The organism is Isoptericola dokdonensis DS-3 (assembly GCF_001636295.1).
Taxonomy (GTDB): Bacteria; Actinomycetota; Actinomycetes; order Actinomycetales; family Cellulomonadaceae; genus Isoptericola; species Isoptericola dokdonensis.
The window spans coordinates 407786-427290 of record NZ_CP014209.1 but is presented as its reverse complement, the minus strand read 5'-3'; the positions used below and the strand labels follow the sequence as shown (position 1 = coordinate 427290).

Sequence of the window (19505 nt, the reverse complement as noted above, 5' to 3'; positions counted from 1 at the left end):
GATGTCCCGTACCACCGGTCCCACGACCGCGCTCGACGTCCCCACGTCGGAGCATCTCGCCGCCGCCACCGACGCGGCCGCCGCGCTCGCCCGCACGATCAGCGGCACCGTCCTGCGGCCCGACGACGACGGCTACGAGGAGGCCCTGCCCGGCTACAACCTCGCGCTCGACCACCGTCCCGCGTTCGTCGTCCGGGCCGCCACCCCGGGTGACGTCGCCCTGACGGTCCGTGCCGCGGTGGCGCACGGACTGGGCGTGGGCGTCCGCTCGACCGGCCACAGCGCCGCGGCCACCGGCCCCGCCGACGTCCTGCTCGACACCTCGGGCCTCGCCCGGCTGGAGGTCGACCCGCTGAGCCGTACGGCCACCGTCGGAGCCGGTGTCCGCTGGCAGGCGGTGCTCGACGCCGCCGCGCCCCACGGGCTCGGCGGGCTGTGCGGCTCGTCCCCGCAGGTCGGCGTCGTCGGTTACACGCTCGGCGGCGGGCTCGGCCCGTCGGCCCGCACCTTCGGCTTCGCCGCGGACCACGTCCGGTCGATCGACGTGGTCACCCCGTCCGGGGACCTCGTGACGGCCACCCCGACCCGGCACACCGACCTGTTCTGGGCGCTGCGCGGCGCCGGCGGCGCGTACGGCGTCGTCACCGCGATGACCTTCGACCTGATCCCCGCCGCCGTCGTACGGGCCGGGGCGCTGTGGTTCGACGTCGGCGACGCCCCCGCCGTGGTGCACCGCTGGCGCGAGCTCGTCACGGACCTGCCCGACGCCGTGTCCACGTCGGTGGTGCGGCTCAACCTGCCGCCGCTGCCCGACCTGCCGGCGCCGCTGCGCGGCCGGGCGGTCGTCGCGGTCCGCTACGTCCGGCACGGCGACCTCGACGCGCCCGACCCGCTGGTCGACGCGCTGCGCACGACCGCGGCGCCCGTCCTCGACACGGTGGGCGACCTGCCGTACTCCGCCCTGGGGGCCGTGCACGCGGACCCCGAGGACCCGATGCCGCTGCTCGACCGTGGCGTCGCCCTGCGCGAGCTGCCGGCGGAGGCCGTCGACGCGTTCCTCGCCGCGACGCCCGCGGACTCCCCCGTCGTCCTGGCCGAGCTCCGGCTGCTCGGCGGCGCGGTCGCGCGCCCGCCCGCGGTGCCGAGCGCCGTGGCCGGCCGGGACGCGGCGTACACGCTGTTCGTGGGGGCTCTCGGCTGGCCCGCCGGTCCGCCGGACGCCGCCGAGCACCTGCAGCGCGTCGTCGACGCCCTGGCCCCGTGGAGCACGGGCGGATCCCTGCTGAACTTCGCCGGGCCGCGGGACGCCGCCTCCGCCCGTCAGGTCCGCACGGCGTTCGGCCCGGCCGCCTATGACCGGCTCGTCACGCTGCGTCGCCGGCTCGACCCGCACGGCGTGCTCGACCCGACGTCCCGCTGGGCCGTCGTCTCGGACCGCGTCGGCTGACGAGGCCCCCCGCGACCCGCACGCACGAGAGCCCCGCACCGTTCCTCCGGTGCGGGGCTCTCGTGGCGACCTGCGCGCGCGAGGCGCGGGTCAGTCGAGGTAGTCGCGCAGGACCTGCGAGCGCGACGGGTGGCGCAGCTTCGACATCGTCTTGGACTCGATCTGCCGGATGCGCTCGCGCGTCACCCCGTAGACCTTGCCGATCTCGTCGAGCGTCTTGGGCTGGCCGTCCTGCAGACCGAAGCGCATCGAGACCACGCCGGCCTCACGCTCGGACAGGGTGTCCAGCACCTGGTGCAGCTGCTCCTGGAGCAGCGTGAACGACACCGCGTCGGACGGCACGACGGCCTCGGAGTCCTCGATGAGGTCACCGAACTCGCTGTCGCCGTCCTCACCGAGCGGCGTGTGCAGCGAGATCGGCTCGCGGCCGTACTTCTGGACCTCGACGACCTTCTCGGGCGTCATGTCCAGCTCCTTGGCGAGCTCCTCCGGGGTGGGCTCGCGGCCCAGGTCCTGGAGCATCTGGCGCTGCACGCGGGCCAGCTTGTTGATGACCTCGACCATGTGCACCGGGATGCGGATGGTGCGGGCCTGGTCGGCCATCGCGCGGGTGATCGCCTGCCGGATCCACCAGGTGGCGTACGTCGAGAACTTGTAGCCCTTGGTGTAGTCGAACTTCTCGACCGCACGGATCAGACCGAGGTTGCCCTCCTGGATGAGGTCCAGGAACAGCATGCCGCGGCCGGTGTACCGCTTGGCCAGGGACACGACGAGTCGCAGGTTCGCCTCGAGCAGGTGGTTCTTCGCCCGCTTGCCGTCGTGGGCGATCCACTGCAGGTCGCGCCAGTCACGACGCTCGTCCGCGCTGGCCTTGGACCGGTCGAAGTCCTTGTAGTCCTGCGCGAGGCGCTCCTCGGCGAACAGACCGGCCTCGATGCGCTTGGCGAGGTCGACCTCCTGCTCGGCGTTGAGCAGGGCGACCTTGCCGATCTGCTTGAGGTAGTCCTTGACGGGGTCGGCGGTGGCGCCGGCCGTCACGACCTGCTGGGCGGGCTGGTCGTCGTCGTCCGAGTCGGACACGACGAACCCGCCACGGTCCTCCTCGCGCTTCTCGCGGGCGACGCGCGCCGAGGTCTTGGTGCCCCCGGTCGTCTGGTCGCCGTCGGGCTCGTCCGACCCGGTGTCGTCCGCGTCGACCTCGAGGTCCTCGTCCTGCGGCTCCTCGTCCGCCACCGGCGCAGCCTTCGCGGCCGCCTTCGAACGGGTCGTGGTGCCGGCGGCCTTCTTGGCCGGGGCCTTCTTCGCCGGGGCGCGTGTCGCGGCCTTCTTCGGGGCGGCGGACGCGGCGGCGGCCTCGTCCCCCTCCTCCGCCGGCTCCGACGCGTCGGTCGAGCCCGCGGCGCGCGTGGTGGCGGCCTTCGCGGTGGGGGCCTTCGCCCGGGCCTGGGTCTTGGTGGCCCCGCCGGACGTCGCCGCGGCGACCTTGGTGGCCGTCGGCAGCCCGATCTCCACGCCGGCCGTCGCGAACGCCCGCAGCACCGCCTTCAGGCGCTTCGGGTCGCCGACCGCCGCGGCCTCGCAGGCGGAGCGGAAACTCTCGGCGTCGACGCGACCTGCGGCGGCGCCGCGAGCCAGGAGCTCCTGGAGGGCCGCATGTTCGAACTCTCGGGGCAGCGGGGGGTTCTGCGCAGTGGACGCCACAAACCGACCTTTCGGCAATCGAGGGGGGACGGTGAACCACCGTCGGGGCCGGGGACCTGATCTCTCGGTCACTCTCCGGCTCGGGCGGACACCTATATTGTACCGGCGGCACCGGGGTGCAGCCTCAGGAGGGGCGGCGACGACGCCGTGATCCCGGACGCAGTCGTCGCGGTGCGCGATGGACAGCAGGCACAACGCCCCACCTCTGCCCGCTATTCCGGGCACGCCCGCACCGGCGGCACGTCGTGGTGACGCCGTGGTGATCGGCGTGGCGCGACCGTCTCAGGGCTTGACCGCCAGGACGGGGCACGGCGCGTCGAGCAGGATCCGCTGCGCGCCCGACCCCAGGATGAGCTTGCCGACGGGGCTGCGACGCCGCAGACCGATGACGATGAGCTCCGCACCGGACTCCGCCGCGGTGCGGACGAGATCGTCCGCGAGGTCACCGGTGCCGGGCACGACCCGGTGGGCCACACCGGCGCCGGCCAGCCGCTCGGCCAGGGCGTCGAGCTCCGATGAGGCGCCGTCCGGCGAGCCCGTGACCAGGACGAGCTCCGTCCCGCGCCGACGGGCCTCCGCGACGGCGGCCCCCAGCGCTTCGGAGCCCTCGGCGGTGCTGAGATGTCCCACGACGATCGCCATGGTGGCACGCTACCCGACCTGCCGGTCCGGGGGCTGCGCCGGTGCGGCCCCGCGGCGGCGCACCCACCCCGGCGGCAGGCCCGTCCCGACGACGCCCTCGACCAGCCGGGCCAACCGGTATCCGGGGTCACGGTCCAGCGCGTCCGCGACCCGGTGGGACGCCCGCGCGCCGTCGCCCTCCCACCACGCCAGGAACGCCAGGAGCGTCAGCGGAGCCGCCTGGAGCCGCCGCGGCGCGCACGCCACCGTCCGCTCCAGCACCGCCCGGGCCCGGGCTGCCGTCGCGGCGTCGGGCCGGACCGCGACCGCGGGGTCGGTGACGGCCGCCATGGCGCGGGCGGTCGCCTCCTCCACCCCGACGGGGTCGGCGCACTCCAGGGTCGACCGGGCCGACGCGTCGTGCCCCGGCACCAGGGTGAGCAGCGCCGCGTCGCGCACCTGCCGGTCCGCGAGCGCCGCGGCGACCCGGCCCGCCAGCGCGGGGCCGACGGCGTCCGCCCCGTCCCCGTCGGGTGCGGGCGGGACGCACCGCAGCGCCTGACGCCAGGTCGCCAACGCCTCGCGTCGCCACGTCGTGCGCGTGTCGTCGGTCCGGCCGGCATGCTCGCTGCGCCGGGCGGCCCGGGCCGCGAGGTCGCGGACGGCGCGGTCGGCGGGGCGGATCTCGAAGGCGGCGCGCGCCGACGCGGCGACCGTCCGTCCGGCGAGGACCTGCGCCGCGCCCACGACGCCGGAGTCCAGGGCCTCGACGGGGTGCCCGTCGCGCGGGCAGCAGCCCGCGTCGGTGCACCCGAGCCCGCGGAACCTCGTCGAGGACACGTGCCACTCCTCGACCCGGGTGGCGGGGTCGAGGACGTCGCGCACCAGCTCGGCCCGGTCCTCGACGTCGGCGGGATCGTGGTCGGTGTACACGATCAGGGCGCACCAGTCGGGGTCGGCGTGCCGCACGGCGCGCCGCAGCCCGGCCAGGCCGTCGTGGGCGGAGGGCGTGCCGAGGTCGTCCAGCCCGACCCGGGCGACCAGGACGAGGCGGCGCCCGGCCACGCAGGCCAGGACGACGGACTCGGCCGGGCGGAACCCGAGCTGGTACGGGACGGCTGCGAGGAGGTCCTGCGGCGAGCGCAGCGTCAGGGGCGGTTCCGCGGTGTCAGGGAGCGAAGTCATGAGCCGATCCCAACGTGGTCGACACCCTCGTCGGCACCGGCTCCGCCACATCTGTGCAGGGCGCGGACCTGTGGACGGCGGGACGCTACGGTGGTCGCGTGCCCCCGTCCCGACCTCGCTCGCCGGCGCTCGCGGCCGCCGTGCTCGTCGTCCTGACGCCGGCGCTCGTCGGCTGCCAGCCTGCCGCTCCTCCGCCGCAGGCCGGCGCCCCCGCCCCGGTCACGTCGGCCGGCCCGACCGCCCTGCCGACGTTCGACGTCGCCAGCACGGTCGGCGACTACGCACCCGGCTTCCCGGTGGACCTGCTCGCCGGCCCGGAGGACGCCACGGTCCTGGCGAGCTCGGCCGCGCCCCGGGACGGGCTCGTCGACGTCTCGCTCAACCTGGCCACGTCGCTCGGCGCCCGCAAGGTCGTCCGCCAGTACGCGCAGCGGCTCGAGACCGCCGGCTTCGCCCGGGCCGAGGAGGTGGGCACCTCGGAGCTGGCCGCACAGGCCGTGTTCACCCGGACCACCGGGAGGAAGAAGACCCCGGTCGTCGAGTCCGTGCACGTCGGGGTCCTGGACGACGGGGAGCGTCGTCTCGTCACGGTCTCGGGCACGGTGGCGCCGGCGGAGGGCTGACCGGTCAAGATCCGGACGGACGTGGCGGCGTGCTCCGCCTCGTGCCCAGCACCTAGGCTGTCGGCATGCCTGCCGCTCCCCTGGTCGACCAGGAGAACCTCCGTCACGACGTCGACGCCGCCCTCGCCGCCCACCTGGACCGCCTCGCCGCCGAGGTCGCCACCACGGGGCCCGGCACCACGGCCCTGACCGAGCAGGTCGGCGCGCTCCTGGCGGGCGGCAAGCGGCTGCGCGCCGCGTTCTGCTACTGGTCGTTCCGGGCGCACGGCGGGGCGGCGTCCGGCCCGCAGCGGGACGCGGTCGTGCGCATGGGCGCGGCGCTGGAGCTGTTCCAGGCGGCCGCGCTGCTGCACGACGACGTCATGGACGCCTCCGACACGCGCCGGGGCCTGCCCACCGCGCACCGCGTCTTCGAGGCCCGGCACGTCGAGCGCGGGTGGTCCGGCGACGCCGGCCGCTTCGGGGTCGCCGCGGCGATCCTGCTGGGCGACCTGTGCCTCGTCGCCGCGCACCGCGAGTCGGCGGCCGCGCTGGACGCCCTGCCGCCGGAGGTCGCGCGCCGGGCCCGCGAGCTGTTCGACGCGATGACGAGCGAGGTCGTCGTCGGCCAGTACCTCGACGTGCTGGTCCAGGCCGAGCCCTGGGGCACCGACCCCGCCACGGACGAGGCGCGGGCCCGCACCGTGCTGCGGGCCAAGTCCGCCCGCTACTCGGTGGAGCGGCCGCTGGTGCTGGGCGCGGTCCTCGCCGGGGCCGGTGACGACGCCGTCAAGGCGATGGGCGCCGTCGGCCTGCCGCTCGGCGAGGCGTTCCAGCTCCGCGACGACGTCCTGGGCGTGTTCGGCGACCCCGCCGTCACCGGCAAGCCTGCGGGCGACGACCTGCGCGAGGGCAAGCACACCGTGCTCGTGGCCCGCACGCTGGCCGGCAGCGGCGACGCCGACCGCGCAGAGCTCACCGCACGCCTCGGCGATCCCGACCTCACGGCCGAGGACGTCGCCGCGCTGCGCGCCCTCGTCGTCGGCTCGGGGGCCCTGGACGGGGTCGAGCGGCTCGTCGAGGAGCTCACCGCCGAGGCCCTCGACGCCCTGTCGGCGGCCGAGCTCACCACCGAGGGACGCACGGTGCTGGTGGCGCTGGCCCGCGCGGCGGTGGACCGCCGCTCCTGACCCGCGGGGTGTCTCGCCGCGGGACGCGGTGCGCGACGCTCAGGCGAGCGCCTGGGCGAGGCGGCGCACCTCGGCGCGGCGCCCTGCGCGCATCGCGGCGATCGGGGTGGTGCCGAGCGACTCCTGCTCGGTGAAGAGCCAGCGCAGCGCCTCCGCGTCGTCGAACCCGGCGTCCTGCAGGACGGTCGCGGTGCCGCGCAGCGTCTCCAGCACCCGGGTGCCCTCGTCGGTGGTGACGAGGAAGGCGGTCGGGACCTGGAACGTGGTGCGCTCGCCCCGCTTGACACCCACGAGGTGGCGGTCGGCGACGAGACCGCGCACGCGGCGGATCTCGAGGTCCAGGGCCTCCGCGACGTCCGGCAGGGTCGACCAGTCGCCGACGAGGTCGTCCAGGGTGGGCTCGTTCGTGTCGTTCACCCCGCCAGCCTAGTCGGCCCGGCCTGCGGGCCGGCGCCGGGTCGGCGAAATAGACTCGCCCCGTGGCCACCACGACGACTGATCCTCAGCTCGGCCGCCTGGTCGACGGGCGGTACGAGATCGTCGCGCGCGTGGCCCGCGGTGGCATGGCCACGGTCTACCGGGCCCGGGACCGCCGCCTCGGCCGCGAGGTCGCGGTGAAGATCATGCACCCGCACCTCGCCGAGGGCGTGGACGGCGCGAGCTTCGTCTCCCGGTTCCGGCGCGAGGCGAGGGCGTCGGCGCGGCTGTCGCACCCCGGGGTCGTCGCGGTGTTCGACCAGGGCGTCGACGGCGACACGAGCTACCTGACGATGGAGTACGTCCCGGGCCACAACCTGCGTGCCGAGCTGCGCGAGGGCCCGCTGCGCGCCGACCGGGCGCTGGACGTCGCCGCGCAGGTGCTGGCCGCGCTCGCCGCCGCCCACCGGGTCGGGCTCGTGCACCGCGACGTCAAGCCGGAGAACGTGCTCGTCGACGACGAGGACCGCGTCAAGGTCGCGGACTTCGGGCTGGCGCGGGCCGTCACCGAGGTGACGTCCACCGCCACCGGGACGATCCTCGGGACCGTCGCCTATCTCGCGCCCGAGGTGATCACCTCGGGCGGGTGCACCCCGGCGACCGACGTCTACGCCGTCGGTGTGCTGCTGCACGAGATGCTCACCGGAGCGCTCCCCTACCCCGGCGAGACGCCGGTGCAGGTCGCCTTCCGGCACGTCCACGAGGACCTGCCGCCACCGTCGGAGCGGGTGCCGTGGCTGCCGGCGGAGGTCGACGCCCTGCTCGCGTCGTTCACCGCCCGCGACCCGGCTCGCCGGCCCGCCCACGCCGGGGTGGCGCTGGCCGCGCTGCGCGCGCTGCGGACCGGTCTGCCCGACGACGTCCTCGACCGCACCGCCGACCCGGTCGTGCCGGGCACGACGACCGCAGGCTCGGCGCTCTCACCGGTGGACGAGGCCGCCGCCGACGACGCCACCACGTCGCCGCCGGGACCCGCGGTCGGCGCCGGCTCCGCGGACGACGTCGATGAGATCCCCGCGGCGTTCTTCGCCGACGTGGTCCCGACCGGGCACGTCACCGAGCACGTCGTCACCGCACCGACCACGGCGATGCCCCACGACGTCCCGGTGCGCCGTCCCCGCCGACGCCGACGCGCCGCGGTCGCCTGGCTGTGCGTGGCGGTGCTCCTCGCCGGAGGCGGCGTCGGCGGCTGGTGGTGGTTCGCCGACGGGCCCGGGGCGTGGACCGACGTGCCCGCCGGCCTCGTCGGCGCGGAGGCCGAGGACGCGCAGGCGGCCCTCGACGCCGCCGGCCTGGCAGGCCGCACCACGGAGGCGTTCGACGACGAGGTCGCCGAGGGTGACGTCGTGAGCACCGAACCCGGTGCCGGCGAGCCCGTGCGTCGCGACGGCGCCGTCACCCTCGTGGTCTCCCTGGGGGTCGAGATGCTCACCGTCCCGACCGGTCTGGTCGGGTCCGCGCAGCGCGACGCCGAGGCCGCCCTGGAGGACGCCGGTTTCACGGTCGGCCCCTCCGGCGGAGCGTACGACGACGAGGCGCCCGAGGGCGAGGTGCTCGAGGTGTCCGTCGAGGAGGGGGCGCGCGAGCCGCACGACACCGAGGTGCGCCTCACCGTCTCCCAGGGTCCCGCGCCGGTGCAGGTGCCCCAGGTGGTCGGCCGGTCGGCGCAGGACGCCGAGCAGGACCTCGCCGCCGCCGGGCTGCGCGTCGACCACGCCGACCCGGAGCACTCCACGGAGGTCGCCGAGGGCCACGTCCTGGCGCAGGACCCCGAGCAGGGCAGCGACGCCCGGCGCACCGACACCGTCACGCTCACCCTGTCCGCGGGGCCGCGCGAGGTGAAGGTGCCCGACGTCGTCGGGATGTCCGAGCAGGAGGCCTCCGACGCCCTCGCGGACGCGGGGTTCGAGGTTGACGTGAACCGCTACCTCGGCGGCCTGCTCGACACGGTGCGGTTCCAGGACCAGACCGGCAAGGCCCCCGAGGGGAGCACCGTGACCCTCACGGTCTGGTGACGATCACCGCCGCGTGAGCATCTCGGCCACCTGGAAGGCCGTCTCCAGGGACTGCTGGTGGTTCAGCCGCGGGTCCACCAGCGTCTCGTAGCGCAGCGCGAGCCCCTCGTCCGAGATCTCCTCGCTGCCCCCGAGCACCTCGGTGACGTCGTCGCCCGTCAGCTCCATGTGCAGGCCGCCCGGCACCGTGCCGAGGTCGCGGTGCACCTCGAAGAACCCGGTGACCTCGTCGAGCACGTCGGTGAACCGTCGTGTCTTGAAGCCGCTGTCGGACGTGATCGTGTTGCCGTGCATCGGGTCCGTCACCCACGTGACGGACACCCCCGCGGCCGTGACCTTCGCGACCACCTCGGGCAGGACGTCGCGCACCTTCGAGGCGCCCATACGGGTGATGAACGTCAGCCGACCGGGCGTGTTGTCGGGGTTCAGCCGATGCGCGAGGGCGAGCGCGTCGTCCGCGGTCGTCGTCGGGCCGAGCTTGACGCCGATCGGGTTGGCCACCCGCGACAGGAACTCGACGTGCGCGCCGTCGAGGTGCCGGGTGCGCTCGCCGATCCACAGGAAGTGCGCGCTCGTGTCGTAGTGACGGCCGGTCCGCGGGTCGACGCGCGTCAGCGCTCGCTCGTAGTCGAGGATCAGCGCCTCGTGGCTGAGGAAGAACTCGACGGTGCGCAGCGCGTCGAAGTCCGCGCCGCACGCGTCCATGAACCGGATCGCCCGGTCGATCTCCGTGGCGGTGCGCTCGTAGCGCGCGTACGACGGGTTCTGCATGAACCCGCGGTTCCACTCGTGCACGCGACGCAGGTCGGCGTACCCGCCCCGGGTGAACGCGCGCACCACGTTGGCGGTCGCCGCGGAGATCCGGTACGCCTGCTCCAGCCGCTGCGGGTCGGGGATGCGCGACTCCGGGGTGAACGCGTGGCCGTTGACCATGTCGCCCCGGTAGCACGGCAGTGTCACGCCGTCGCGTGTCTCGAGGTCCGACGACCGGGGCTTCGCGTACTGCCCGGCCAACCGGCCCATCTTCACCACGGGCGTGCTCGCGCCGTGCGTGAGGACGACCGCCATCTGCAGGATCGTGCGGACCTTGTTGCGGATGCGCGTGGCGTTCGCGTCCGCGAACGTCTCGGCGCAGTCACCGCCCTGCAGGAGGAACGCCTCGCCGCGGCCGGCCGCGGCGAGGCGTTCGGTGAGGGTGTCCGCCTCGGCGGGCACCACGAGCGGCGCCGCGACCGACAGCCGGGCGGCGACCGCCGCGAGGGCGTCCGCGTCCGGCCAGGTCGGCTGCTGGAGCGCGACGAGGTCGCGGAACCGGTCCAGCCCGTCCGGGTCCGTGCCCGGTGCGACGGCGTCGACGGCGCTGCTCATGGTGCCCGGCCCTCAGTGCGCGACCGGCGCGGCGGGGACGAGCGGCTGACCGATGCCGGCCAGGAGCTCGCCGAACCACTCGGTGTGCACGTCGAACGCCTTGCCGCCGGCGATGCGTGGGAACGCGATCGCCTTGAGCCGGTCGCCGTCCTCCTCGTCGTGGCCGATGACGCCCGGCTCGCCGCGCAGGGCGCAGTCGACCGCGAGATCCGTCATCGACTTGATGAGACGCAGGTCCTCGGCGTTCGCGGCGGCGGCGCGCGAGTAGTAGCCGGACTTCTGGACCATGACCTTCTCGGCGCCCAGCTTCTCCGCGAACTGCTGCGCGAACCACTGGCCCGGGTTGATCGTGTCGAGCTTGACGTGACCGAACGGGTCGCGCTGGACCTCCTCGCCCGCCGCCTCGAGCTGCGCGACGATCTCGTGCATGCCCGCACCCTCCGACAGGAAGATGTTGACGTTGCCCTGGTCGTCCATGACGGCCTTGAGGCGCTCCGCCTCGGCGTCGATGTCGAGCGCCAGCTCCGGCAGGAACACCGCGTGCACGTCCCAGCGCTCGCGCGTCAGGCCCAGGGCGGGCGCCCACTCCTGCGCGTCGAGCCACTTGCGGTACTCCTTGGCCGCGGCGGCGGTGAGCCAGCCGCAGTGCCGGCCCATGACCTCGTGCACGATGAGCATGCGCGGGCCCGAGCGGTGCTCGCCGATGACGTTCGCCGCGAACCCGGCGGCCTCCTCGGCCGCGGTCCAGGCGCCCAGCGACTGACGGATCGGCACGACGTCGTTGTCGATCGTCTTGGGCAGGCCCACGACGGTCAGCTCGTAGCCGTTCTCGTGCAGGAACGCGGCCAGGTCGGCGGCGGTGGTGTTGGTGTCGTCGCCGCCGATGGTGTGCAGGACGTCGACGCCGTCGGCCTTGAGCTGCTCGGCGGCCACGTGCAGCGGGTCCTGGCCCTCGGCCACGAGACCTCGCTTGACGCAGTCGGCGGCGTTCGTCAGCTTGACGCGCGAGTTGCCGATCGGCGAGCCACCGAAGCGGTGCAGGATGCCGGCCTGCGCGCGGCCCTCGGCGTCGATGACGATCTTCGTGCCGGTGAGCAGGCCGTGGTAGCCGTACTGGTACGCGATGATCTCGATCGACGGGTCGAGCTCCGTGTACCGCTCGATGAGGCCGCCGACGGCGGAGGACAGGCAGGGCGCGAAGCCGCCGGCGGTCAGGAGTGCCACACGACGAACCGACATGACGGGTACTACCTCTCGGTGGGGGACGAACAGCCCTCCCATCCTAGGTTCACCGGGCGGGCGCCGGCGCCGCCGTCCACCGCGCGGCCACCGGGCGGGTCGCCGTCCGCGACGGCGCGGCCTGCCCGTGCCGGGAGGGGATCAGGCGGACGGCGTGGTGCCCTGCTCCCCCGGGGCGTCCGGAGCGTCCTGCGCGCCGGCGGTACCCGGGGCCGTGCCGGCGGCCGTCTCCTTCGCGGCGTTCCCGGCCGCGATCCGCGCCTTCATGGTCGCCGCGTACACGTCGACGTACTCCTGCTCGCTGAGGCGGCGGATCGCGTAGATGATCTCGTCCGCGACGGCACGCAGCACGAACCGGTCGTTCTCCATGCCGCGGTAGCGGCTGAAGTCGAGCGGCTCGCCCAGGACCACGCCGATCGGCATCGGCTTCGGGATCGCCCGGCCGAGCGGCTGCGCGACGTCGGTGCCGATCATCGCCACCGGGACCACCGGGGCGCCCGACTCCAGGGCGAGCCGCGCCACCCCCGTCTTGCCACGGTAGAGCCGCCCGTCCGGGCTGCGCGTGCCCTCCGGGTAGATGCCGAACAGGTCGCCCTCGGCGAGGACCCGCAGCCCCGTGTGGAGCGCGGCCTCGCTGGCCTTGCCGCCCGACCGGTCGACGGGGATCGTCCCCACCCCGCGCATGAACCCCGCGACGAGGCGGCCGCGCAGGCCCCGGCCCGTGAAGTAGTCGGACTTGCCGAGGAACTTCACCTGGCGGTCCAGCACGATCGGCAGCACGAACGAGTCGATGACGGCCAGGTGGTTGCTGGCCAGGATCGCCCCGCCCTCGGCGGGCACGTTCTCCAGCCCCTTGGTCCACGGCCGGAACACCAGGCGCAGCAGCGGCCCGGCCAGCACGTGCCTCATGACCCAGTAGAACAACCGTCCTCCTCGCGACGTCCACGACAATAGAGTGGTCCCATGGCCCCCATCGACCGCGGCGCGGACCCGGACGACCTGCCGGACGCGGACGTCGACGCCCGCTGGTCCGACATCGTCGCACGTCTCGGCGACCTGGAGGACCCCCGGCGCGACGCCGGGCCCGCCGCGGACGCCGACACCGGCACCGAGGCGGAGGACCCGCCGGCACCCGACCCGAGCACCGACGCGGCCCCGCCCGCCACCGTGGCCGCCGGACCGCGCGACTGGCCCACGACCCCCGGGGCCGAGGCCCTCGAGGCCGAGGAGTCGCACTTCGTCCCGCCGGACCCCGGGCCGATCACCGACCGGGAGCCGCTGACGACGCTCGCGTGGACGGTCGTGGTGGCCGTCCCGCTGCTCGTGGTGCTCCGCGTGGTCGTCGGCGCGTTCGCGCCGGGACTCGTGCTGCCCGGGTGGCTGACGCCCACCGCCGGGCTGCTGTTCCTGGCGGGCGTCGGGGTGCTGGTGTGGCGGATGCCCCACCGTCGCGACCCCGACGACACCGACCCCGGCGCCGTCGTGTGACGTCGCACGCCGCGGCCGGGGGTCAGCGGCGGGCCAGGTCCGCCGCGCCGACGATGCCCGCCTCGTTGCCGTGCTCGGCGAGCTCGATCTGGGCCTCCGGGCGGTGGCCCAGGGCGGAGAGCTGCGCCTGGTAGGCCTTGCGCACGGGAAGCAGCAGGAGGTCCCCGGCGGCGCCGACGCCGCCGCCGATGACGAACAGCTCGGGATCCAGCAGGGCCGCCACCGACGCGGCGCCCTCGCCGATCCAGCGGCCGAGCGTCGCGAGGAGCTCGAGGGCGAGCGGGTCGCCCGCCTGGGCCGCCTCGGTGACGTGGGGCCCGGCGATCGACTCGGCGTCGCCGCCGGCGAGCTCGAGCAGGTGTCGGGCGCGTGCCGGCTGCGCGATGGCAGCCTGGCGGGCGTCGCGCACCAGCGCGCTGCCCGAGGCGTACTGCTCCCAGCACCCCTCGTGCCCGCACCCGCAGTAGTGGCCGCCCGGCACGACCCGCATGTGGCCGACCTCCGCCGCGACGCCCCACTTGCCGCGCACCAGCTCACGGTCGACGACGACGGCGCCGCCCAGCCCCGTGCCCACGGTCAGCATGATCATGTCGGTGGCCGCCCGGCCCGCGCCGAAGCGGAACTCGGCCCAGCCGGCCGCGTTGGCGTCGTTCTCGACGACGACGGGGACGTCGACCTCGACGAGCTTCGCGACACGTTCGGCCAACGGGTACTCGCGCCAGGCGATGTTGGGCGCGAACTGGACGGACGTGCGGTCCGGCGAGACGAAGCCCGCGGCGGCGAGCCCGATGGCCCCCACCTGGTGCTCCTGGGTGAGCTCGTTGCACGCGTCGGCGATGGCCCGGTCGATGCTCGCGACGTCGTCCGCCGTGGTCTCACGACGGACCTTGGCCAGGATGCGACCGGACTCGTCCACGACGCCGACGGCGATCTTCGTGCCGCCGATGTCGACTCCGATGGCGTGCATGCCTCAACCTCACGATCGCTCTCGGGGCGTCGGGCGGCGAGGGCCGGCCGGCGCGGGGGAAGGGCGCGGCTCGCGCGCCCACTACACCCTACCGACCTCGCGGTGCCCTGCACGAACGTGTCCGCCCGCCGACCGGCCGGCGCACGACGCCCGGGAGGGTGCCGCGGCACCCCTGCGACCCGGTATCGTGACGCCCACCCACGGACCCTGCCACTGGAGCCAGCATGGACGAGATCACCGTTCCCCCCCTCGTGGAACTCCCCGCCACGTCGAACCTCAACGACGTCCTCGCGACGCGTGTCGCCCAGGACCCCGCCGGGACGGTGATCGAGCGTGTCGTCGACGGGCGCTGGGAGGCCCTCTCCGCGGGCGCCTTCGACGCCGAGGTCGTCGCCGTGGCCAAGGGCCTGGTCGCGCTCGGCGTCGAGCCCGGCGACCCGGTCGGCATCATGTCCCGCACCCGGTACGAGTGGACGCTGCTGGACTTCGCGGTGTGGGCCGCCGGCGCCGTGCCGGTCCCGGTCTACGAGACGAGCTCCGCCGAGCAGGTGGAGTGGATCGTCACGGACGCCGGCGTGCGCCTGCTGGTCGCCGAGACCTCAGAGCTCGCCGAGCTGGTCGAGAAGGCCCGCCCCGCCGCGCCCACGCTGGGCGAGGTGCTGTCCATCGAGGACGGCGCCGTCGACCGGCTCGTCGCCGCGGGTGCCGACGTCGACGACGCCGAGATCGCGCGGCGTCGCGCGCTCGCCGGCCTCGACGACGTCGCCACCATCATCTACACGTCGGGCACGACCGGCCGCCCCAAGGGCGCCCAGCTCACGCACGGCAACTTCGCGTCCCTGGCCGCGAACGCCGTCGTCGCCGTCCCCGAGGTGTTCTCCGCGGGCGGCCGCACGCTGCTGTTCCTCCCGCTGGCCCACGTCTTCGCGCGGTTCATCGAGGTCCTCGCGATCTCGGGCGGCACCGTGCTCGGGCACTGGGACAACCTCAAGACGGTGACCGAGGGTCTGGGCGCGTTCCGCCCGACCTACATCCTCGCGGTGCCGCGCGTCTTCGAGAAGGTCTACAACTCGGCCGAGCAGAAGGCGGCGGCCGGCGGCAAGCTGAAGATCTTCCACTGGGCCACCGCGACGGCGATCGCATGGTCGCGCGCGCAGGACACCGGCGGTCCGTCGTTCTGGCTGAACGTGCAGCACGCGGTGGCCGGTCGCCTCGTCTACGGCAAGCTCCTCGCCGCGCTCGGCGGCCAGGCGCGATACGCAGTCTCAGGCGGCGGCCCGCTGGGCGAGCGCCTCGGCCACTTCTTCCGCGGCATCGGTCTGACCGTGCTCGAGGGCTACGGCCTCACCGAGTCCACCGCCCCGACGAGCGTGAACCGCCCCGGCGCGAACCGCATCGGCTCCGTCGGCCTCCAGCTGCCCGGCTGCAGCGCCCGCCTCGCCGCGGACGGCGAGATCCAGCTGAAGGGCATCCAGGTCTTCCGCGGCTACCACAACAACGCCGAGGCGACGGCCGAGTCGTTCGACGACGGCTGGTTCCGCACCGGCGACCTCGGCACGATCGACGACGACGGCTTCCTGGCGATCACCGGCCGCAAGAAGGAGATCATCGTGACCGCCGGCGGCAAGAACGTCGCCCCGGCGATGCTCGAGGACCGCATCCGCGCCCACGCCCTGGTCAGCCAGTGCGTCGTCGTCGGCGACAACCGCCCGTTCATCGGTGCGCTCATCACCCTCGACGCCGAGGGCCTGCCGGGCTGGCTGAAGATGCACGGCAAGCCGGAGATGACGCCCGCGCAGGCCAAGGACGACGCGGACGTGCTCGCCGCGCTCGACTCCGCGGTCACCCGCGCCAACGAGGCCGTCTCCAAGGCGGAGTCGATCCGCAAGTTCAGCGTCCTGCCGGGCGACCTCACCGTCGAGAACGGCTACCTGACGCCGAAGCAGAGCGTGCGCCGCCACGTCTTCGTCGCGGACTTCGCCACCGAGATCGACGAGCTCTACCGCGACACCCGCAGCAAGGACTGACCCGACGGGCCGGGACGGTGTCGGTGGCCCCGGCTACCGTCCCGGCCATGTCCAGCAGCACCCTCCCGGACGTCGGCGCCGGGGTCCAGCTCTCGTTCGCCGACCTGGGCACGCCGCTGCGGGACGTCACCTTCGTCGTCGTCGACCTGGAGACCACGGGAAGCCGCGCCGACGACTCCGGCATCACCGAGATCGGCGCCGTCAAGGTCCGTGGCGGCGAGGTCCTGGGCGAGTTCCAGTCGCTCGTCGACCCGGGGCGTCCCGTCCCCGCGTTCGTCGCACGGCTGACCGGCATCACCACCGCGATGGTCGCCACCGCGCCCGGCATCGAGCTCGTGCTGCCGAGCTTCCTCGAGTTCGCGCACGGCGCCGTGCTCGTCGCCCACAACGCGCCGTTCGACATCGGGTTCCTGCGCAGCGCCTGCGCCGCCCTGGACCACCCGTGGCCCGGCTTCACCGTCGTCGACACCCTGCCGCTCGCCCGCCGGGTCGTCACGCGGGACGAGGCGCGCAACCACAAGCTGAGCACCCTGGCGACCCTGTTCCACGCCCGCACGTCGCCCGAGCACCGCGCCCTGGCCGACGCGCGCGCCACGGTCGACGTGCTCCACGGGCTGCTGGAGCGCCTCGCGCCGCTCGGCGTCACCCACCTCGAGGACCTCGCCACCGCGGCCGACCCGGTGCCCGCCGACGTCCGGCGCAAGGCGACCCTCGCCGACGGCCTGCCCCGCTCCCCCGGCGTCTACCTGTTCCGCGGCCCCGACGACGAGGTGCTGTACGTCGGGACCTCCACGAACATCCACCAGCGCGTGCGGTCGTACTTCACCGCGGCCGAGAAGCGCCGCCGCATCACCGAGATGGTGCGCATCGCGCACGCCGTCACCCCGGTCGTGTGCGCGACCCCCCTCGAGGCGCAGGTGCGCGAGCTCCGCCTCATCGCCGAGCACGCACCGCGGTACAACCGGCGCTCCAAGCACCCCGAGCGACAGACGTGGGTGCGGCTCACCGACGAGCCGTACCCCCGGTTGTCGGTCGTGGGGGACGTCGTCGGCGACGTCCCCCACATCGGCCCGTTCACGTCCCGCCGCACCGCCCAGGACGCCGTCGCGGCCCTGCACGACGCCCTGCCCCTGCGCCAGTGCACGCAGCGGCTGCCGCTCGTCGCCAGGGAACGGCGCAGCCCCTGCGCGCTCGCCGGCCTCGACCGCTGCTCCGCCCCCTGCACCGCCACGACCGGCCCCGACGTCGGGTACGCGGACGTGTCCGCCGCCGCGGCCGACGTGCTCACCGGCGATCCCGGGCCCGTGGTCCGGGCGCTGGCCGACCGGGTCGGCCGTCTGGCCGCGCAGGAACGCTACGAGGAGGCCGGGCAGGTCACCGCACGGCTGCGGGCCTTCGTGCGAGGCGCCGACCGGGCGCAGCGGCTCGACCCGCTCAGCCGCTGCCGCGAGCTCGTCGCGGCCCGGCCCACCGCGACCGGCGGGTGGGAGGTCGTCGTGGTGCGGCACGCCCGGCTCGCCGCGACCGGGGTCAGTGGGCCGGGCGAGGACCCGTGGCCGCTGGTGGAGGCGCTGCGCGCCACGGCCGAGGTCGTCGAGGCCCCGGCGGCACCAGCCCCGGCGAGCCACCCGGAGGAGGCCGACCTGCTCCTGCGCTGGCTCGACACCCCTGACGTCCGTCTGGTCGCCGTCAGCGACCCGTGGACCTGCCCCGTGCGCGCGGCCGCGTCGCACGCGGACCTCGACGACGTCGCCGCCGCCGTGGCGCTGGCGACCGACGACGTCGATAGCATGGACCCATGCTGACCGCGATCGTTCTCATCGACACCGCGCCCGACCGGATCCCCGAGGTCGCCACGCAGGTCACCGACCTGGCCGGCGTCAGCGAGGTCTACTCGGTGACCGGGAAGGCCGACCTCGTCGCGATGGTCCGGGTGCGTGAGCACGACGCCCTCGCCGACGTCATCGCCGACGGCATCAGCAAGGTTCCCGGCGTGCTGCGCACCGAGACCCTCATCGCGTTCCGCGCCTACTCGAAGGTCGACCTCGAGCAGGCGTTCGCGCTCGGCCTGTCGGACTGACCAGCCCCTGGACGGGTCACCGTCCCGTGGCGGCGACCCAGCGCTCCAGCACGGTCGAGGCCGCGCCGTCGTCGACGCTGCGCGCCGCGTGACCGAGACCGGCCGTCAGCCGGTCGGCGAGGGAACCCTCTCCGGTGCCCGGCAGGGTGCCGTCGGCCACCAGCGCCGCAGCGGCGTTCAGCAGCACGGTCTCCCGCACGGCCGCCGCGCCGCCACCCGTCAGGACCTCCCGTGCCACGGCGGCGTTGTACGCCGCGTCCGCGCCGCGCAGCTCGTCGAGCGTGACCGGCCGCAGGCCCAGCTCCGTCGCCACGAGCCGCTGCTCGGCCACCTCGCCGTCACGGACCTCCCAGACCGTGGCGGCGCCGGTCGCCGCCAGCTCGTCGAGGCCGTCGTCGCCGCGGAACACCAGCGCCCGCGTCCCGCGGGCGGCGAGCACGCCCGCCATGAGCGGCGCCATCCTGGCGTCGGCGCACCCCACGGCCGTGGCGCCGGGCTGCGCAGGGTTCGTCAGCGGACCCAGGAAGTTGAAGGCGGTCGCGATCCCCAGCTCGCCGCGGGCCGTCGCGGCGTGCCGCATCGACGGGTGGAACATGCCCGCGAAGCAGAACGTGATGCCCGCCTCCTGCGCGATCTCCGCCACGCGCGCCGCCGGCTGGTCGAGCCGCACGCCCAGGGCCTCCAGGACGTCGGCCGAGCCGGAGGAGGACGACGCCGCCCGGTTGCCGTGCTTGACCACGCGCAGGCCCGCGCCCGCCACGACGACCGCCGCCATCGTCGAGATGTTCACGGTGTGGTGCCGGTCGCCGCCCGTCCCGACGAGGTCGACGATCGGGCCGGGCACCTCGATGCGGATCGCGTGGGCGAGCATCGCCTCCGCGAGGCCCGTCAGCTCGGCCGCCGTCTCGCCCTTCGCGCGCAGCGCGACGAGGAAGCCGGCCAGGCGGGCGGGCGGCACCTCCCCCGCCATGACCTGGTCCATCGCCCAGGACGTCTGTGCGGCGGAGAGGTCGTCCCCGGCCACCAGCGCGGTGAGCAGGCCGGGCCAGGTGGTCGAGGCGGGATCGATGTCGGGCACGACGGTCCTCACTGGGCGGG

The 19505-nt window shown here is 74.9% G+C and carries 17 protein-coding genes; 8 read left to right on the top strand and 9 right to left on the bottom strand.

Annotated elements, in window-relative coordinates; genetic code table 11:
* The first annotated feature begins 1 nt into the window (after position 1).
* Complete coding sequence (locus tag I598_RS01995) at positions 2 to 1447, top strand: FAD-binding oxidoreductase (protein WP_068200825.1); 1446 nt, start codon at positions 2 to 4, stop codon at positions 1445 to 1447.
* Positions 1448 to 1537: 90 nt separating this feature from the next.
* On the opposite strand, the gene I598_RS01990 is transcribed toward I598_RS01995, so the two are convergent.
* From I598_RS01990 to I598_RS01980, 3 genes are all read right to left on the bottom strand, one after another.
* Positions 1538 to 3148 carry an RNA polymerase sigma factor gene (locus I598_RS01990; RefSeq protein ID WP_068200823.1) on the bottom strand — a complete coding sequence of 537 codons (1611 nt, stop codon included), beginning with the start codon at positions 3146 to 3148 and terminating at the stop codon, positions 1538 to 1540.
* A 282-nt stretch (positions 3149 to 3430) separates the two neighbouring features.
* Positions 3431 to 3790 (bottom strand): universal stress protein, encoded by a 360-nt coding sequence (locus I598_RS01985; protein WP_068200821.1) that lies wholly within the window; start codon positions 3788 to 3790, stop codon positions 3431 to 3433.
* Positions 3791 to 3799: 9 nt separating this feature from the next.
* The gene (locus tag I598_RS01980; RefSeq protein WP_068200819.1) at positions 3800 to 4954 is read right to left on the bottom strand and encodes a DUF4192 domain-containing protein; all 1155 of its coding nucleotides are present in this window, start codon (positions 4952 to 4954) and stop codon (positions 3800 to 3802) included.
* A 98-nt stretch (positions 4955 to 5052) separates the two neighbouring features.
* On the opposite strand from I598_RS01980, the gene I598_RS01975 reads away from it, so the two are divergent.
* On the top strand, positions 5053 to 5577 hold the full coding sequence (locus I598_RS01975; RefSeq protein ID WP_157557136.1) for a hypothetical protein: 525 nt from the start codon (positions 5053 to 5055) through the stop codon (positions 5575 to 5577).
* 65 nt (positions 5578 to 5642) lie between these two features.
* Positions 5643 to 6746 carry a polyprenyl synthetase family protein gene (locus I598_RS01970; protein ID WP_068200815.1) on the top strand — a complete coding sequence of 368 codons (1104 nt, stop codon included), beginning with the start codon at positions 5643 to 5645 and terminating at the stop codon, positions 6744 to 6746.
* A gap of 39 nt (positions 6747 to 6785) precedes the next feature.
* Here the strand turns inward: I598_RS01970 and I598_RS01965 are convergent, their stop codons facing one another.
* The gene (locus I598_RS01965; protein WP_068200813.1) at positions 6786 to 7163 is read right to left on the bottom strand and encodes an Rv2175c family DNA-binding protein; all 378 of its coding nucleotides are present in this window, start codon (positions 7161 to 7163) and stop codon (positions 6786 to 6788) included.
* A gap of 62 nt (positions 7164 to 7225) precedes the next feature.
* On the opposite strand from I598_RS01965, the gene pknB reads away from it, so the two are divergent.
* On the top strand, positions 7226 to 9238 hold the full coding sequence (gene pknB / locus I598_RS01960) for a Stk1 family PASTA domain-containing Ser/Thr kinase (protein ID WP_068200812.1): 2013 nt from the start codon (positions 7226 to 7228) through the stop codon (positions 9236 to 9238).
* A 3-nt stretch (positions 9239 to 9241) separates the two neighbouring features.
* Here the strand turns inward: pknB and I598_RS01955 are convergent, their stop codons facing one another.
* The 3 genes from I598_RS01955 to I598_RS01945 all read right to left on the bottom strand — a co-directional run bounded on the left by I598_RS01955 (position 9242) and on the right by I598_RS01945 (position 12754).
* Positions 9242 to 10606, bottom strand: a complete 1365-nt coding sequence (locus tag I598_RS01955) for a class II 3-deoxy-7-phosphoheptulonate synthase (RefSeq protein WP_068200810.1) — start codon at positions 10604 to 10606, stop codon at positions 9242 to 9244.
* Positions 10607 to 10618: 12 nt separating this feature from the next.
* Positions 10619 to 11845 carry a pyrophosphate--fructose-6-phosphate 1-phosphotransferase gene (locus I598_RS01950; protein ID WP_068200809.1) on the bottom strand — a complete coding sequence of 409 codons (1227 nt, stop codon included), beginning with the start codon at positions 11843 to 11845 and terminating at the stop codon, positions 10619 to 10621.
* Positions 11846 to 11986: 141 nt separating this feature from the next.
* Entirely contained in the window at positions 11987 to 12754 is a 768-nt protein-coding gene (locus I598_RS01945) for a lysophospholipid acyltransferase family protein (protein WP_068204764.1), read from the bottom strand.
* Positions 12755 to 12808: 54 nt separating this feature from the next.
* On the opposite strand from I598_RS01945, the gene I598_RS01940 reads away from it, so the two are divergent.
* A complete protein-coding gene (locus I598_RS01940) occupies positions 12809 to 13333 on the top strand; it encodes a hypothetical protein (protein ID WP_068200807.1) in 525 nt (174 codons plus the stop codon).
* Positions 13334 to 13355: 22 nt separating this feature from the next.
* Here the strand turns inward: I598_RS01940 and I598_RS01935 are convergent, their stop codons facing one another.
* The gene (locus I598_RS01935) at positions 13356 to 14300 is read right to left on the bottom strand and encodes an ROK family glucokinase (protein WP_068200805.1); all 945 of its coding nucleotides are present in this window, start codon (positions 14298 to 14300) and stop codon (positions 13356 to 13358) included.
* A 224-nt stretch (positions 14301 to 14524) separates the two neighbouring features.
* Between I598_RS01935 and I598_RS01930 the strand changes: the two genes are divergently transcribed.
* The 3 genes from I598_RS01930 to I598_RS01920 are packed head-to-tail and all read left to right on the top strand — an operon-like array spanning position 14525 to position 18407.
* Positions 14525 to 16327, top strand: coding sequence for an AMP-dependent synthetase/ligase (locus I598_RS01930; protein ID WP_068200803.1), 1803 nt, complete (start codon positions 14525 to 14527; stop codon positions 16325 to 16327).
* Positions 16328 to 16374: 47 nt separating this feature from the next.
* Positions 16375 to 18132, top strand: coding sequence for a DEDD exonuclease domain-containing protein (locus I598_RS01925; protein ID WP_068200801.1), 1758 nt, complete (start codon positions 16375 to 16377; stop codon positions 18130 to 18132).
* A complete protein-coding gene (locus I598_RS01920) occupies positions 18126 to 18407 on the top strand; it encodes an Lrp/AsnC family transcriptional regulator (protein ID WP_068200800.1) in 282 nt (93 codons plus the stop codon). Before I598_RS01925 ends, I598_RS01920 begins: the two co-directional genes overlap by 7 nt.
* 16 nt (positions 18408 to 18423) lie before the next feature.
* Here I598_RS01920 and trpD read toward each other — a convergent pair whose 3' ends face one another.
* Positions 18424 to 19476, bottom strand: coding sequence for an anthranilate phosphoribosyltransferase (gene trpD, locus I598_RS01915; protein WP_068204762.1), 1053 nt, complete (start codon positions 19474 to 19476; stop codon positions 18424 to 18426).
* Between the last annotated feature and the right edge of the window lie 29 nt (positions 19477 to 19505).

What these genes read in the sequence shown, in the direction of transcription:
- I598_RS01950 (WP_068200809.1), bottom strand. Translation starts at nt 11,845, where the DNA reads ATGTCGGTTCGTCGTGTGGCACTCCTGACCGCCGGCGGCTTCGCGCCC.
- I598_RS01940 (WP_068200807.1), top strand. Translation starts at nt 12,809, where the DNA reads ATGGCCCCCATCGACCGCGGCGCGGACCCGGACGACCTGCCGGACGCG.
- I598_RS01930 (WP_068200803.1), top strand. Translation starts at nt 14,525, where the DNA reads ATGGACGAGATCACCGTTCCCCCCCTCGTGGAACTCCCCGCCACGTCG.
- I598_RS01970 (WP_068200815.1), top strand. Translation starts at nt 5,643, where the DNA reads ATGCCTGCCGCTCCCCTGGTCGACCAGGAGAACCTCCGTCACGACGTC.
- I598_RS01980 (WP_068200819.1), bottom strand. Translation starts at nt 4,954, where the DNA reads ATGACTTCGCTCCCTGACACCGCGGAACCGCCCCTGACGCTGCGCTCG.
- I598_RS01935 (WP_068200805.1), bottom strand. Translation starts at nt 14,300, where the DNA reads ATGCACGCCATCGGAGTCGACATCGGCGGCACGAAGATCGCCGTCGGC.
- I598_RS01955 (WP_068200810.1), bottom strand. Translation starts at nt 10,606, where the DNA reads ATGAGCAGCGCCGTCGACGCCGTCGCACCGGGCACGGACCCGGACGGG.
- I598_RS01925 (WP_068200801.1), top strand. Translation starts at nt 16,375, where the DNA reads ATGTCCAGCAGCACCCTCCCGGACGTCGGCGCCGGGGTCCAGCTCTCG.
- I598_RS01920 (WP_068200800.1), top strand. Translation starts at nt 18,126, where the DNA reads ATGCTGACCGCGATCGTTCTCATCGACACCGCGCCCGACCGGATCCCC.
- I598_RS01995 (WP_068200825.1), top strand. Translation starts at nt 2, where the DNA reads ATGTCCCGTACCACCGGTCCCACGACCGCGCTCGACGTCCCCACGTCG.
- I598_RS01985 (WP_068200821.1), bottom strand. Translation starts at nt 3,790, where the DNA reads ATGGCGATCGTCGTGGGACATCTCAGCACCGCCGAGGGCTCCGAAGCG.
- I598_RS01945 (WP_068204764.1), bottom strand. Translation starts at nt 12,754, where the DNA reads ATGAGGCACGTGCTGGCCGGGCCGCTGCTGCGCCTGGTGTTCCGGCCG.